At 60.9% G+C, this 14,852-nt stretch carries 10 protein-coding genes; 6 read left to right on the forward strand and 4 right to left on the reverse strand.

The genetic code is table 11. The features are described from left to right. Nucleotides 1-48 precede the first annotated feature (48 nt). The 4 genes from D8U60_RS24885 (at nt 49) to D8U60_RS24900 (ending at nt 7,872) form a co-directional block, all read left to right on the forward strand. Nucleotides 49-3,156, forward strand: a complete 3,108-nt coding sequence (locus D8U60_RS24885; protein WP_071172349.1) for an efflux RND transporter permease subunit — start codon at nt 49-51, stop codon at nt 3,154-3,156. Then, nucleotides 3,153-4,625 (forward strand): efflux transporter outer membrane subunit, encoded by a 1,473-nt coding sequence (locus D8U60_RS24890; protein ID WP_130901174.1) that lies wholly within the window; start codon nt 3,153-3,155, stop codon nt 4,623-4,625. The genes D8U60_RS24885 and D8U60_RS24890 overlap by 4 nt, the downstream gene beginning before the upstream one ends. Nucleotides 4,626-4,924: 299 nt before the next feature. Continuing rightward, complete coding sequence (locus D8U60_RS24895; protein ID WP_024012869.1) at nt 4,925-7,006, forward strand: EAL domain-containing protein; 2,082 nt, start codon at nt 4,925-4,927, stop codon at nt 7,004-7,006. A gap of 119 nt (nt 7,007-7,125) precedes the next feature. Further along, the gene (locus D8U60_RS24900; protein ID WP_071172352.1) at nt 7,126-7,872 is read left to right on the forward strand and encodes an SDR family oxidoreductase; all 747 of its coding nucleotides are present in this window, start codon (nt 7,126-7,128) and stop codon (nt 7,870-7,872) included. A 150-nt stretch (nt 7,873-8,022) separates the two neighbouring features. Here D8U60_RS24900 and mapR read toward each other — a convergent pair whose 3' ends face one another. The 3 genes from mapR to D8U60_RS24915 form a co-directional block, all read right to left on the reverse strand. Further along, nucleotides 8,023-9,432 carry a GntR family transcriptional regulator MpaR gene (gene mapR / locus D8U60_RS24905; RefSeq protein WP_071172353.1) on the reverse strand — a complete coding sequence of 470 codons (1,410 nt, stop codon included), beginning with the start codon at nt 9,430-9,432 and terminating at the stop codon, nt 8,023-8,025. Nucleotides 9,433-9,670: 238 nt separating this feature from the next. Continuing rightward, nucleotides 9,671-11,101, reverse strand: coding sequence for a cytochrome c oxidase accessory protein CcoG (gene ccoG, locus D8U60_RS24910; protein WP_130901175.1), 1,431 nt, complete (start codon nt 11,099-11,101; stop codon nt 9,671-9,673). A gap of 195 nt (nt 11,102-11,296) precedes the next feature. Continuing rightward, entirely contained in the window at nt 11,297-11,545 is a 249-nt protein-coding gene (locus D8U60_RS24915) for a DUF3203 family protein (protein ID WP_016774630.1), read from the reverse strand. Between the two features lie 123 nt (nt 11,546-11,668). On the opposite strand from D8U60_RS24915, the gene D8U60_RS24920 reads away from it, so the two are divergent. Then, on the forward strand, nt 11,669-12,181 hold the full coding sequence (locus tag D8U60_RS24920; RefSeq protein WP_056785798.1) for an MgtC/SapB family protein: 513 nt from the start codon (nt 11,669-11,671) through the stop codon (nt 12,179-12,181). Between the two features lie 167 nt (nt 12,182-12,348). On the opposite strand, the gene D8U60_RS27735 is transcribed toward D8U60_RS24920, so the two are convergent. Next, entirely contained in the window at nt 12,349-12,507 is a 159-nt protein-coding gene (locus tag D8U60_RS27735) for a hypothetical protein (RefSeq protein ID WP_163012245.1), read from the reverse strand. Nucleotides 12,508-12,724: 217 nt separating this feature from the next. On the opposite strand from D8U60_RS27735, the gene D8U60_RS24925 reads away from it, so the two are divergent. After that, nucleotides 12,725-14,722: an alpha-1,4-glucan--maltose-1-phosphate maltosyltransferase gene (locus tag D8U60_RS24925; RefSeq protein WP_122881020.1), complete on the forward strand. Its 1,998-nt coding sequence runs from the start codon at nt 12,725-12,727 to the stop codon at nt 14,720-14,722. Nucleotides 14,723-14,852 lie beyond the last annotated feature (130 nt).

Raw genomic sequence — 14,852 nt, forward strand, 5'->3', positions numbered from 1 at the left:
CGCAGGAACAGCTTGTAGCTCGCAGCTTGCAGCTTGGAGCTCGACGCTATGAACCTCTCCGGCCCTTTCATCAAACGCCCCGTGGCAACCATGCTGCTCTCGCTGGCCATCATGTTGCTCGGCGGGGTCAGCTTCGGTCTGTTGCCGGTATCGCCGCTGCCGCAGATGGATTTCCCGGTGATCGTCGTCCAGGCCAGTCTGCCGGGCGCCAGTCCCGAGGTGATGGCTTCGACGGTGGCGACGCCGCTGGAGCGTTCGTTCGGTGCGATTGCCGGCGTCAATACCATGAGCAGCCGCTCCAGTCAGGGTTCGACGCGGGTGATTCTGCAATTTGACCTCGACCGCGACATCAACGGCGCGGCGCGGGAAGTGCAGGCGGCGATCAATGCTTCGCGCAATCTGCTGCCAAGCGGGATGCGCAGCATGCCGACCTATAAAAAGGTCAACCCGTCGCAGGCGCCGATCATGGTGCTGTCGCTGACTTCGGATGTGCTGGAAAAAGGCCAGCTCTACGATCTGGCCTCGACCATCCTCTCGCAAAGTCTGTCGCAGGTGCAGGGCGTCGGTGAAGTGCAGATCGGTGGCAGTTCGCTGCCGGCGGTGCGCATCGAGCTCGAACCGCAGGCCCTCAACCAGTACGGCGTGGCCCTCGACGATGTGCGCAAGACCATTGCCGACGCTAACGTGCGCCGGCCCAAGGGTTCGGTCGAGGACGGCGAGCGCTTGTGGCAGATCCAGGCCAACGACCAGTTGGAGAAAGCCAAGGATTATGAGTCGCTGATCATTCACTACGCCGACGGCGCCGCGTTGCGTCTCAAGGACGTGGCGAAAGTCAGCGATGGCGTCGAAGACCGTTACAATAGCGGTTTCTTCAACGACGACGCGGCGGTATTGCTGGTGATCAACCGTCAGGCCGGCGCCAACATCATCGAGACGGTCAACGAGATCAAGGCGCAGTTGCCCGCGCTGCAAGCGGTGCTGCCGGCCAGCGTCAAACTCAATCTGGCCATGGATCGCTCGCCAGTGATCAAGGCCACGCTGCATGAAGCCGAGATGACCTTGCTGATCGCCGTCGCCCTGGTGGTGCTGGTCGTGTACCTGTTTCTGGGTAACTTCCGCGCCTCGCTGATCCCGACCCTGGCGGTGCCGGTGTCGCTGGTCGGTACTTTCGCGGTGATGTATCTGTACGGGTTCTCGCTGAACAACCTGTCGCTGATGGCGCTGATTCTCGCCACAGGTCTGGTGGTGGACGACGCCATCGTGGTGCTGGAAAACATCTCCCGGCACATCGACGAAGGCGTCAAGCCGATGCAGGCCGCGTACCTCGGGGCCAAGGAAGTCGGCTTTACCCTGCTGTCGATGAACGTCTCGCTGGTGGCGGTGTTCCTGTCGATCCTGTTCATGGGCGGGCTGGTCGAGAGCTTGTTTCGCGAATTTTCCATCACCCTGGCGGCGGCAATCGTGGTGTCGCTGGTGGTTTCCCTGACGCTGACACCGATGCTCTGCGCGCGCTGGCTCAAGCCGCACACCCCAGGCCAGGAAAACCGCTTGCAGCGCTGGAGCCACAAGACCAATGACTGGATGGTCGGCAAATACGCCACCAGCCTCGACTGGGTATTGCGTCATCGACGTCTTACCTTGTTCAGTCTGCTGCTCACCGTTGGTGTCAACATTGCGCTTTATGTGGTGGTGCCGAAAACCTTCCTGCCGCAGCAGGACACCGGCCAGTTGATCGGTTTCGTGCGAGGCGACGATGGTCTGTCCTTCAACGTCATGCAGCCAAAAATGGAAACCTTCCGCCGCGCCGTGCTCAAGGATGAAGCGGTGGAAAGCGTGGCCGGGTTCATTGGCGGCAACAACGGCACCAACAACGCCTTCATGATCGTGCGCCTGAAGCCGATCAAGGAGCGCCAGCTTTCAGCGCAGAAGGTCATCGAACGCCTGCGCAAGGAAATGCCCAAGGTGCCCGGGGCGCAGTTGATGCTGATGGCCGACCAGGATCTGCAGTTTGGCGGCGGTCGCGAGCAGACCAGTTCGCAATACACCTACATTCTGCAAAGCGGCGACCTCGCCGAGCTGCGCAAATGGTTCCCGAAAGTGGTCACCGCGTTGCGTGCCTTGCCCGAGCTGACCGCCATCGATGCCCGCGAAGGTGCCGGGGCGCAACAGGTGACGCTGATTGTCGACCGGGATCAGGCCAAGCGCCTGGGGGTCGACATGAACATGGTCACCGCCGTGCTCAATAACGCCTACAGCCAGCGGCAGATTTCGACGATCTACGACAGCCTCAACCAGTACCAGGTGGTGATGGAGGTCAATCCGAAATACGCCCAGGATCCGGTGACGCTCAAGCAGGTCGAGGTGATTACCGCTGACGGTGCGCGCGTGCCGCTGTCGACGTTCGCCCATTACGAAAACAGCCTGGAGAACGACCGCGTCAGCCATGAAGGCCAGTTCGCGTCCGAAAGCATTTCCTTTGACATGGCCGAAGGCGTGACCGTAGAGCAGGGCAGTGCCGCCATTGAACGGGCGATCGCCAAGGTCGGCCTGCCGGAGGATGTGATCGCGAAAATGGCCGGCACCGCTGACGCCTTCGCGGCCACGCAGAAGAGCCAGCCGTTCATGATCCTCGGTGCGTTGCTGGCCGTGTATCTGGTGCTCGGCGTGCTGTATGAAAGCTACATCCACCCGCTGACCATTCTTTCGACCTTGCCCTCGGCCGGGGTTGGCGCGTTGCTGTCGATCTATGCACTGGGGGGCGAGTTCAGCCTGATTTCCCTGCTGGGGATATTCCTGCTGATCGGCGTGGTGAAAAAGAACGCCATTCTGATGATCGATCTGGCGCTGCAATTGGAGCGTCATCAGGGCCTGTCGCCGCTGGAGTCGATCCGCAGCGCCTGCCTGCAACGCCTGCGACCGATTCTGATGACCACGCTGGCCGCGATACTCGGCGCCTTGCCGTTGCTGCTCGGCCGTGCCGAGGGTGCGGAAATGCGCCAGCCGCTGGGCCTGACCATCATTGGCGGCCTGGTGTTCAGCCAGGTCCTGACCCTTTACACCACCCCGGTGGTTTACCTTTATCTCGACAAGCTGCGCCATCGTTTCAATAAATGGCGTGGCGTGCGCACTGATGCCGCTCTGGAAACTCCGCTATGACTGACCGTTCGCTTCTCCAATTGGCCACCGTCCGCGGCTCGCGCCTGTTGAGCCTGTCACTGTGCATGGCGCTGCTCAGCGCTTGCGCAGTCGGCCCGGACTACCAGCGGCCGCAAACTGCCGAAATCGCTCAGTTCAAGGAAGTCGAGGGCTGGCGTCAGGCCAATCCCAGCGACTCGCTGGCCCGTGGCGCCTGGTGGGAGTTGTACGGCGACCAACAGCTCAACGCCTTGATCGAAAAACTCAACAGCTCCAACCAGACCGTCGCCCAGTCTGAAGCGCAGTTTCGTCAGGCGCAGGCTTTGGTGCGCAGTGCACGCGGGGCGTTTTACCCGAGCGTCGACCTGAGTCTGGGCAAGACCCGCTCGAGCCAGGGCACCGGTAGCAGCAGTTCGAGCCTGAGCAGTTCCTCAAGCGGCATCCGCGACACTTATAACGCGCAGTTGGGCGTCAGTTGGGAAGCCGACGTCTGGGGCAAGCTGCGCCGTGGCCTGGAGGCCGACGAGGCCAACGCCCAGGCGAGCTTTGCCGATCTGGCAGCGATGCGTCTGAGTCAGCAATCGGAACTGGTGCAGAACTACCTGCAACTGCGCGTCATCGATCAGCAGAAGCGTCTGCTCGAGGCCACCGTTGCCGCTTATGAACGCTCGCTGAAAATGACCCAGAACCAGTACCGCGCCGGGGTTTCCGGGCGCGATGCGGTGGCGCAGGCGCAAACCCAATTGAAAAGTACCCAGGCCGATCTGGTCGATCTGATCTGGCAGCGCGCACAGTTTGAAAACGCTATTGCCGTACTGACCGGCGAAGCACCGGCCAACTTCAGCATTGCCGAAAGCCAGAGCATCCCGAATCTGCCGCAGGTACCGCTGAGCTTGCCTTCACAACTGCTGGAACGCCGTCCTGACATCGCTTCGGCCGAACGCTCGGTGATTGCCGCCAATGCCAACATCGGCGTGGCGAAAGCCGCGTATTACCCGGACCTGACCCTGAGCCTGAGCGGCGGCTACAGCAGCAGTACCTCGAAAAACCTGATCAGCCTGCCGAACCGTTTCTGGTCGGTCGGCCCGCAGCTTTCTCTGCCGCTGTTCGACGGCGGCATTCGTTCGGCCGAGGTTGACCGCAGCGAGGCGGCCTATGACGAAACCGTCGCGCGCTACCGGCAGACCGTCCTCGACGGTTTCCGCGAGGTGGAAAACTACCTGGTCCAGCTTAAGGTGTATGAAGACGAAGCGGCGGTGCGCCAGGAAGCGCTGGATGCCGCCCGCGATTCCCTGCGCCTGACGGAAAACCAGTACAAGGCCGGGCTGATTGCCTATATCGATGTGGTAGTGGTGCAGGCCACGGCGCTGAATAACGAACGTAGTGTGCTGAATATTCTGCAGAGTCGATTGATTGCCAGCGTGCAACTGATCGCCGCACTGGGCGGCGGCTGGGACGGCCAACTGGATGTCAGCGACAACACCCGATGATCATTCCCACGCTCTGCGTGGTAATGCCTCACCGGACGCTCCGCGTTCAGCTTTGAAAGAGACGCGGAGCGTCCCCGGCTGCATTCCCACGCAGAGCGTGGGAACGATCGTCATCAACCAGTTCAGCTTAGGTTAAAGCCCACCGCAGAGCCTTGTAGGACGATCGAACAAGCGTTTCATCGGCTTGATGGCAATTTGGTTACTTTGTCAGTGCGTTATTTCGCGCAATCAGTACAATCGCCGCATTTGCCCGACCGAGAATGGAAGCAGTACGGTTTCGGCTTGTCACGAGAACGTCCATGCTCATCGGCAGCTACTCCTTCACCCTGGTTTTCATTTCGTTGTGCGTGGCCATTCTGGCTTCCTACACGGCACTCGACCTGACTGGGCGCATCGCCACGGCGAAAGGCCGGGCCGTGCATTTCTGGACGGCGGGCGGGGCGTTGGCGATGGGCGTTGGCGTCTGGTCGATGCACTTCATCGGCATGCTCGCCTTCAAATTGCCGATCGACCTGGGCTATGACTTCACCCTGACTGCGCTGTCGCTGCTGATCGCGGTGCTGTCCTGCGGTTTTGCGTTGTGGCTGGTCAGCCAACCGAAGCTGCCCCTGGCGCAACTGGCCTTCGGTGCGCTGATCATGGGGGCGGGCATCAGCGCCATGCATTACACCGGTATGGCCGCGCTGCGCATGACCCCGGGCATCGATTACGACCCGACCCTGTTCAGCGCCTCCCTGCTGATTGCCGTCGGCGCCTCGGCAGCGGCGTTGTGGATTGCCTTTCGCCTGCGCCAGCATTCGCCCTATGTGCGGCTGATTCGTGCCGGCGCGGCGGTGATCATGGGCGTGGCAATTGTCGGCATGCACTACACCGGCATGGCGGCGGCGCAATTTCCTGACGGCAGTTTCTGCGGCGCGACACTCAATGGCTTGAAGGGCAACGGCCTCGACAGCCTGGTCGTGGTCACCACGCTGGCGGTGCTGTCGATTGCCCTGTTGACCTCGATCCTCGACGCCCGCCTCGAAGCGCGCACCGCTGATCTGGCGCACTCGCTGACGGTGGCCAATCGCGAACTCACCCAATTGGCCTTGCACGATCCGCTGACCAGTCTGCCCAATCGCATGTTGCTCGACGACCGCATCAATCAGGCGATCAGAAAAGTTGAAGAGCAGGGCGGCTGCTTCGCCTTGATGTTCATCGACCTCGACGGCTTCAAACCGGTCAACGACGCATTCGGCCATCACATGGGCGACCAATTGCTGCGCGAGGTCGGCGCGCGTCTGCGTGAAGACTTGCGCAGCCAGGACACCCTGGCTCGAATCGGTGGCGATGAGTTCGTGCTGCTGGTGCGCTTGAGCGAGCCCAACGACGCCTTGAGCCTGGCCGCGCGTCAGGTCGGCCTGATCGGTCGCACGTTCCGCGTCGCCGAGCATGATCTGCAGATTTCCGCCAGCGTCGGCATTGCCCTGTATCCGGGCAACGGCGCCAACGCCCAGGAACTGCTGATGAACGCCGACGCCGCGATGTACCACGCCAAGGGCGGCGGCAAAAATGGCTACAGCTTCTTCGATGCATCGATGAACACCAACGCGCGCAAACAATTGCAACTGTTGCAGGACCTGCGCGCGGCCATCGAGCACAACCAGTTCTGCCTGCATTACCAACCCAAATTCGACGCCGCCAATGGCCGTCCGGTCGGTGCCGAAGCACTGCTGCGTTGGAAGCATCCGCTGCACGGCATGCTGATGCCGGACAAGTTCATCGATCTGGCGGAAAAAACCGGGCTGATCATTCCGATGGGCGAATGGGTGCTCAACGAAGCCTGCCGGCAGATGCGCGAATGGTACGTGCTCGGTTACACCGACTGGCGCATTGCCGTAAACCTCTCTGCCTTGCAGTTTTGTCATGCCGGGCTGGTGCAAAGCGTGGCCAAGGCGCTGGCGACCCACCATTTGCCGGCCAACAGCCTGACCCTGGAAATCACTGAAACCACGGCCATGAGCGACGCCGATGCGAGCATGACCGTGCTGCAAGAGCTGTCGGACATGGGCGTCGACCTGTCGATCGACGACTTCGGCACCGGTTATTCCAGCCTGATGTACCTCAAGCGCCTGCCGGCCAATGAGCTGAAGATCGACCGTGGTTTCGTCCGTGATCTGGAGCACGACAGCGATGATGCGGCGATCGTCTCGGCGATTGTTGCGCTGGGGCAGGCCCTGGATCTGCGGATTGTCGCCGAGGGTGTCGAGACCGGCGCGCAACAGGATTTCCTCACCAAACTGGGCTGTGATTCGCTGCAGGGCTATCTGCTTGGCCACCCGATGCCGGCGGAGCGCTTCATGCAGGACATCGTGCGTGGGCAACGGCTGGCGGTGGTCTGAGAGACCCTGTGGGAGCGAGCTTGCTAGCGAAGGCGCCCGAATAGGCGCCACATGCAAAACCCGCCAATCGCAGTTATTCTTCCCCCGACTGTTACGTGTGCACGTGGGGGAAGGCCAGCATGGATAAAGTCATTGTCATCACCGGTGGCGGGCGTGGAATCGGCGCGGCTACGGCATTGTTGGCAGCCGAACAGGGCTACCGGATCTGCATCAACTATCAGTCGGATGAACAGGCCGCACACAGCGTACTCGAGCAGGTTCGCGCCTTGGGCGCCCAGGCCATCGCGGTTCGCGCCGATGTCAGCATCGAAGACGAAGTGATCGCGATGTTTCAGCGCGTCGACACCGAACTGGGCCGGGTTACTGCGCTGGTCAACAACGCCGGCACCGTCGGGCAGAAGTCGCGGGTCGATGAAATGTCCGAATTCCGCATCCTCAAAATCATGAAAACCAACGTGCTGGCGCCGATCCTCTGCGCCAAGCACGCGATCCTGCGCATGTCGCCCAAACACGGCGGGCAGGGCGGCAGCATCGTCAACGTCTCCTCGGTCGCGGCACGCCTCGGTTCGCCGAATGAGTACGTTGATTACGCCGCATCCAAAGGCGCGCTCGACACCTTCACTATCGGTCTGTCGAAAGAAGTGGCGGGCGAGGGCATTCGCGTCAATGCCGTGCGTCCGGGTTACATCTACACCGACTTCCATGCCCTGAGCGGCGACCCGGATCGGGTCAGCAAGCTCGAATCGGCGATTCCCATGGCCCGGGGCGGGCGGCCGGATGAAGTGGCGGAAGCGATTGTCTGGTTGTTGTCGGACAAGGCATCGTATGCGACCGGGACGTTTGTTGATTTGGGGGGTGGGCGGTAGGGCCGAAAGATTTTCGCTAAAAGTGCGGCCCTCATCGCTGGCAAGCCAGCTCCCACAGGTTCTGCGGCCTCATCAGATTCTGTATATGTAGAAGATACATGTGGGAGCTGGCTTGCCAGCGATGAGGCCGGTGCAAACAGCACAGAATCATCAGAACGACCGCACAATCCGCCCCAACGTCTCCATGGCCTTTTCCGATTCCTCGGTCCACGGGCTGCCGTAATTCAAGCGAATGCAATTTCTGAAACGCTGGGTCGGCGAGAATATCGGCCCCGGCGCGATGCTGATGCCTTGCGCCAATGCCATTTGAAACAGCTTCAGCGAATCCATCTGCTCCGGCAATTCCAGCCATAGAAAGTAGCCGCCCGCCGGCTGGCTGACGCGGGTCTGCGCCGGAAAATACCGAGCAATCGCCGCGAGCATCGCGCTCTGCTGTTCTTCCAGGGCATAACGCAGTTTGCGCAGATGCCGATCGTAGCCGCCGTGTTGCAGATAATCGGCAATCGCCGCTTGCGCCGGCATCGAAGCGCACAGCGAGGTCATCAGCTTCAGTCGCTCGATCTTCTGCGCGAAACGCCCGGCCGCCACCCAGCCGATGCGATAACCGGGCGCGAGACTTTTGGCGAACGAGCCGCAATGCATGACCAATCCTTCAGTATCAAAAGCCTTGGCCGGTTTTGGCGCCTGTTGCCCGTAATAAAGCTCGGCGTAGACGTCGTCCTCGATCAGCGGCACCTGATGCTGACGCAGCAGTTCGACCAGTTCCTGTTTCTTCGCCTCGGGCACGGTCGCGCCCATCGGGTTCTGGAAACTGGTCATGCACCAGCAGGCCTTGATCGGATGGCGTTCCAGAGTTTGCGCGAGCACGCCGAGGTCGATGCCGTCACGCGGGTGCACGGGGATTTCCACGGCTTTGAGCTTCAGGCGCTCCAGCACTTGCAGGCAGGCATAAAACGCCGGGGCCTCGATGGCCACCAGATCGCCGGGCTCGGTCACTGCTTGCAGGCACAGGTTCAGCGCTTCGAGAGCGCCGTTGGTGATCAGTAGCTCTTCCATCGGCAGCATCAGCCCGCCGACCATGTAGCGCAGGGCAATCTGCCGGCGCAGTTGCGGGTTGCCCGGGGACATATCGGTGACGACCATGCGCGGATCCATCTCCCGCGCGGCGCTGGCCAGGGAGCGCGACAGGCGTTGCAGCGGGAACAGCGTCGGGCTGGGGAAGGCCGAGCCGAAGGGCACGGTGTTGGGGTCTTTGATCGAATCGAGTACCGAGAACACCAGTTCGCTGACGTCAACCTCGGTGGATTCGTTGACCTGACTGCTAATCACCGGCTCGGAAAATGTGCTCGGTGTATGGGCGTTGACGAAGTAACCGGAGCGCGGCCGGGCGCGGATCAGGCCGCGGCGTTCGAGCAGGTAATAGGCCTGGAACACGGTCGACGGGCTGACCCCGTAAGCCTGGCTGGCATAGCGCACCGACGGTACCCGCTGGCCAGGCCCGAGGACGCCGGAGCGGATCAGTTCAGCGATGTCGTCGGCGAATTTTTCGTAGCGTTTCATCGGTGGGCCTTGGTGGACTTGATTTTGTGGGGTGTCAGGGAAGAAGCCCTCACCCTAACCCTCTCCCAAAGGGAGAGGGGACTGATTGGGGGATGCTGATGAAATATGCCGACCTGACACTGCTTTGCCGAATCCATAATCGACTCGGTCTTTCAGGTCGATGCATAGCGACAGACACCTCGGTCGGCTCCCTCTCCCTCCGGGAGAGGGCTGGGGTGAGGGCAGCAGTGCCAGCTCCTCAACGATTCATCGGCGCCACAAACCGGCTGTTCGCCACGCTGTATACCTGCGGCTCGTCACTGTCTTCAATCCTGAAACTCAACGTCTGCGAACTGCTCGCCGGGCGCTCGGTGGTCATCGCCACCGACACCGGCACATCGACAATCTCCCCGGGCGCCAGGCTCAATGCCGTTTTGCCTTGCAACTCAAATCCGTCGCCATCAACCAGACTCAACCGGTACTCCTGCCGCTGTTGAGTCTTGTTGATCACTTTCAGCGAATAAATATTCTCGATCTGCCCCTGAGCGTTCTCACGAAACAACCCGCGATCCTTGGTCACGTCCAGCGACACCATTGGCCGCTCGACCAATGCCAGCGCCAACGCGCCGATCATCACCAACAACACCGCCGTGTAGCCAATCAAACGCGGACGCAGCAGATGGGTCTTGCCGCCCTGCAATTCGCGCTCGGAACTGTAGCGGATCAGGCCGCGCGGGTAATGCATTTTGTCCATGATCGAATCGCAGGCGTCGATGCATGCTGCGCAGCCGATGCATTCCATTTGCAAGCCATCGCGGATGTCGATGCCGGTCGGGCAGACCTGCACGCACAACTGGCAGTCGATGCAATCACCCAGGCCGGCTTCGACCGGGCGCACGTCACGCTTGCGCGGACCCCGGTTTTCGCCGCGGCCGGCGTCGTAGGCAATGGTCAGCGTGTCCTTGTCGAACATCACACTCTGGAACCGCGCATACGGGCACATGTGCATGCACACTGCCTCACGCAGCCAACCGGCGTTGATGTAGGTGGCGGCGGCGAAGAACAGCACCCAGAACAGACTGACGCCACCGATCTGCAGGGTCAGCAGCTCTTCGGCCAGCGGCCGGATCGGGGTGAAATAGCCGACGAAGGTCAGGCCGGTGATCACGCTGATTGCCAGCCACAGCGTGTGCTTGGCGGCACGCCGCGCCAGTTTGTTCAGGCTCCATGGCGCCGCTTGCAGTTTGATGCGCTGGTTGCGCTCGCCTTCGGTGATCTTCTCGCACCACATGAAGATCCACGTCCACGAACTCTGCGGGCAGGTGTAACCGCACCAGACGCGACCGGCAAACACGGTGATGGCGAAGAGTCCGAACGCGGCAATGATCAACAGCGCCGAGAGCAGAATGAAATCCTGCGGCCAGAACGTCGCGCCGAAGATGTGGAATTTGCTTTCCGCCAGATCCCACAGCACCGCCTGCCGACCGCCCCAGTTCAGCCACACGGTGCCGAAGAACAGCACAAACAGAAGTCCGGCACCGCTCATACGCAGGTTGCGGAACAGGCCGGTGAAACTGCGGGTGTGGATCTGCTTGTCGGTGGATCCGGCGGTCGCTTTCAGTGGGCGCGCGGGTACGCTTTTTATCGTTGGCGATGCTTCTACGGTTCGGACGGGGATTTGCTCGCTCATGTTCGTTCGCTCATCAGCCTCCATCAGGCCGATGCACTATGAGCGCCGATCTGTTTGCAGAACAGACTCAGGTTTGGCAATAAAAAGCGGATCAGATGAGGTTTGACGCAATGCCTGCGATAACTTGAAGCAACCTGCCAGGCAAGGCGCAAACGCCTATTGCAGGCGTCTGCGTCGGGTGTTGATCGAGGTCAATCAAACCACCGAATCACTGTCATCGGCCTTCAGATGTTTGCGCCCGTCTTTCGCACCGGCAACGGTCAGGGCGTCGGCTTCTGCCTCGGTGATGTAGGTGCGCTTGCCTTCGATTTCCACGAACGACATGGCTTTGTCACTGTCGGTCAGGACTTCAAGGGTGTCGCAGATGCGAATTTCCTCACCATGCTCGACGGTGAAAAAACACACTTTCTGTTCGGGGTTGGATTCATCGATTCGAACGGGCATGGCGGCAGTCCTTGTTCCAGGGAGGTCTGCATATTAGGAAGCGCAGCGCGCCGATCGTTCTGCGCAACCGATTAATGGTCGCTGTTGTCCATCGTTTATCTAACCAATAACAAGGGAGGCACGATGGAAGACTGGTGGGATGAAGTGTGGGCCACGATGCAAGCCGAATTTGCCGACATCGGCGACGCCTCGCAGATGACCCGAATCACCGTACGTCTGCTGATGGCGGCGATTCTCGGCGGAATACTCGGTTTCGAGCGCGAGCATAAAGGCAAGGCAGCGGGCGTGCGCACGCACATGCTGGTGGCATTGGGTGCTGCGCTATTCGTATTGGTGCCGCAGACCTCGGGCGCAGAATCCGATGCGATGAGTCGGGTCTTGCAGGGCGTGATTGCCGGGATCGGCTTTCTCGGTGCCGGGACCATTCTGAAAAATCAGCAGGGCGACGAGGCCCATGTCAAAGGCCTGACCACGGCGGCGGGTCTATGGATGACGGCAGCGATCGGCGTGGCGGCGGGGCTGGGCAAGGAGGCGACGGCATTGCTCAGTACCATTCTGGCACTGGCGATCTTCAGTGTGATGCCGTACGTGGTGAGGGTGTTCGAAAAGGATGTCGACAAGAATGACCACCTCTGACTCCTCGCCGGCTGATGATCGTTCCCACGCTCCGCGTGGGAATGCTTCAACGGACGCTCCGCGTTCGGCTCTGGATGGGACGCAGAGCGTCCCGGGCTGCATTCCTTTGCTGCGCGTGGGGACGATCAGATCAGACGCGGAGCATGGGGACGATCAGGGGGCAAGGGTCAGACGATCACCGGCGGCATCGTGCTCGGTGGCTCTTCTTTCGGCGGTGGCGTGGTGCCTGGTGGCTCTTGCTCGGGCACTGGTGGCGGCTCGGTGTCCGGCAGGGTGGGTTTGTCGATGTTCGGATCGGGCGTTTCCGCCGGGATCGGGATGCTCATCAGGTGACCTCCGTATGGCACATGGCGTGGGACGTGCTTAAGTGAGTTGACCCGGCCACGACAAATTCGATCCGCAGATTTGTCTTGTTAATTTCATCTGAACTTTTCCCCGCGCCGGTTGCTCGGAACCTAAGTGAGTTCATGACAGGGCCGGCGCTTTGTCGCGAATACTGTTCCGGCACAAGAGCGTCCTTGGGGCGTTAAGGAGAGATGCTCAATGACTGCTGAAAGACCTTCAGAGCTGAGTTACAACCCGCACATGCCGCTGTCGCAGGCGTTGCTGCTGCCACGTATCGTCATCGAAAACACCATGCCGACCCTCGACGGCGGCCAGTTTGCCGTCAAGTCGATTGTCGGGCGCGAAGTGGTGGTGACCAGCAAAGTGTTTGCCGACGGCCATGACAAGCTCGCCGTACGCATCCGCTGGCGCGAAGAAGGCCAGGAAACCTGGCAGACCGAGGTCATGTCCGATCAGGGCAACAACACCTGGCAAGGCCAGTTCCGCCCTGAGGAGCAGGGTCGCTACCTCTATTGTATCGAAGCGTGGATCGACCATTTCGCCAGCTTCCAATACGAACTGGAAAAGAAGCACAGCGCGGCGGTGCCGGTTTCTCTGGAGTTGCAGGAAGGCCGCACGATGGTGCAACAGGCCGCCGAACGCAGCGAAGGGCAGCTCAGCGAGCAGCTTGCCGCGCTGCACCATGAATTGTCCGGCCTGCTCGAAACCGAGCAGGTTGCGCTGTTTCTGCACTCGCGCAGTGCAGAACTGATGGCTCAGGCCGATCACCGTGCCTATCTGAGCATCAGCGCCGAATTCCCCATGGACGTCGAGCGCGAACTCGCCGAGTTCGCCAGTTGGTACGAGCTGTTTCCGCGCTCGATCACCGACGATCCCCAGCGTCACGGCACTTTCAACGACGTGCACTCGCGTCTGCCGATGATTCAGGACATGGGCTTCGACGTGTTGTACTTCACGCCGATTCACCCGATCGGCCGCGCCCACCGCAAGGGCCGCAACAATTCCCTGACTGCCGGCCCGGACGATCCCGGCAGCCCGTACGCGATCGGCAGCGAGGAGGGTGGTCACGAGGCGATACATTCGCAACTCGGCACCCGTGAAGATTTCCGCCGTTTGGTGGCTGCCGCCGCCGACCATGGCCTGGAAATCGCTCTCGATTTCGCCATCCAGTGTTCCCAGGATCATCCGTGGCTCAAAGAGCATCCGGGCTGGTTCAACTGGCGCCCGGACGGCACGATCAAATACGCCGAAAATCCGCCTAAAAAGTATCAGGACATCGTCAACGTCGACTTCTATGCGCCGGATGCGATTCCGAGCCTGTGGGTCGAGTTGCGCGACATCGTCGTCGGCTGGGTCAAGGAAGGCGTGAAAATCTTCCGCGTTGACAACCCGCACACCAAACCGCTGCCGTTCTGGCAATGGCTGATCGCCGATGTGCGCACGCTGTATCCGGAAGTGATCTTCCTCGCCGAGGCCTTCACCACGCCGGCGATGATGGCGCGTCTGGGCAAGGTCGGGTATTCGCAGAGCTACACCTATTTCACCTGGCGCAATACCAAGGCCGAGCTGGCGGAATACTTCACCGAGCTGAATCAGTCGCCGTGGCGCGAATGCTACCGGCCGAATTTCTTCGTCAATACCCCGGACATCAACCCGGCGTTCTTGCATGAGTCGGGGCGTCCCGGTTTCCTCATCCGCGCGGCGCTGGCGACTATGGGCTCGGGGCTGTGGGGCATGTATTCCGGTTTCGAATTGTGCGAATCGGCGCCGGTGCCGGGCAAAGAGGAATACCTGGATTCGGAGAAATACGAGATCCGTGTCCGCGATTTCACCGCGCCCGGCAACATCATTGCCGAGATCGCTCAGCTCAACCGCATCCGCCGGCAGAACCCGGCGCTGCACACGCATCTGGGGCTGAAAATCTACAACGCCTGGAACGACAACATTCTGTACTTCGGCAAGCGCAGCGCCGATGGCAGCAATTTCATCCTGGTCGCGGTCAGTCTTGATCCGCATAACGTGCAGGAAGCGAATTTCGAATTGCCGCTGTGGGAAATGGGCCTGCCGGACGATGCCACCACCCATGGCGAAGATTTGATGAACGGCCATCGCTGGGACTGGCACGGCAAATATCAGTTCATGCGTATTGACCCGGCGTATCAGCCGTTCGGGATTTGGCGGATCAGCGCCACGTAATGATCGTTCCCACGCTCTGCGTGGGAATGCATCCCGGGACGCTCCGCGTCCCAAAGCGGACGCAGAGCGTCCATGGCGGCATTCCCACGCAGAGCGTGGGAACGATCGTCGTGGGACGCCCATAAAGTAT

This window comes from Pseudomonas sp. Sample_11 (assembly GCF_004307505.1).
Lineage (GTDB): Bacteria > Pseudomonadota > Gammaproteobacteria > Pseudomonadales > Pseudomonadaceae > Aquipseudomonas > Aquipseudomonas atacamensis.

Coding starts and splice junctions, on each gene's coding strand:
- D8U60_RS24885 (WP_071172349.1), top strand. CDS start 49: ATGAACCTCTCCGGCCCTTTCATCAAACGCCCCGTGGCAACCATGCTG.
- D8U60_RS24890 (WP_130901174.1), top strand. CDS start 3,153: ATGACTGACCGTTCGCTTCTCCAATTGGCCACCGTCCGCGGCTCGCGC.
- D8U60_RS24895 (WP_024012869.1), top strand. CDS start 4,925: ATGCTCATCGGCAGCTACTCCTTCACCCTGGTTTTCATTTCGTTGTGC.
- D8U60_RS24900 (WP_071172352.1), top strand. CDS start 7,126: ATGGATAAAGTCATTGTCATCACCGGTGGCGGGCGTGGAATCGGCGCG.
- mapR (WP_071172353.1), bottom strand. CDS start 9,432: ATGAAACGCTACGAAAAATTCGCCGACGACATCGCTGAACTGATCCGC.
- ccoG (WP_130901175.1), bottom strand. CDS start 11,101: ATGAGCGAGCAAATCCCCGTCCGAACCGTAGAAGCATCGCCAACGATA.
- D8U60_RS24915 (WP_016774630.1), bottom strand. CDS start 11,545: ATGCCCGTTCGAATCGATGAATCCAACCCCGAACAGAAAGTGTGTTTT.
- D8U60_RS24920 (WP_056785798.1), top strand. CDS start 11,669: ATGGAAGACTGGTGGGATGAAGTGTGGGCCACGATGCAAGCCGAATTT.
- D8U60_RS27735 (WP_163012245.1), bottom strand. CDS start 12,507: ATGAGCATCCCGATCCCGGCGGAAACGCCCGATCCGAACATCGACAAA.
- D8U60_RS24925 (WP_122881020.1), top strand. CDS start 12,725: ATGACTGCTGAAAGACCTTCAGAGCTGAGTTACAACCCGCACATGCCG.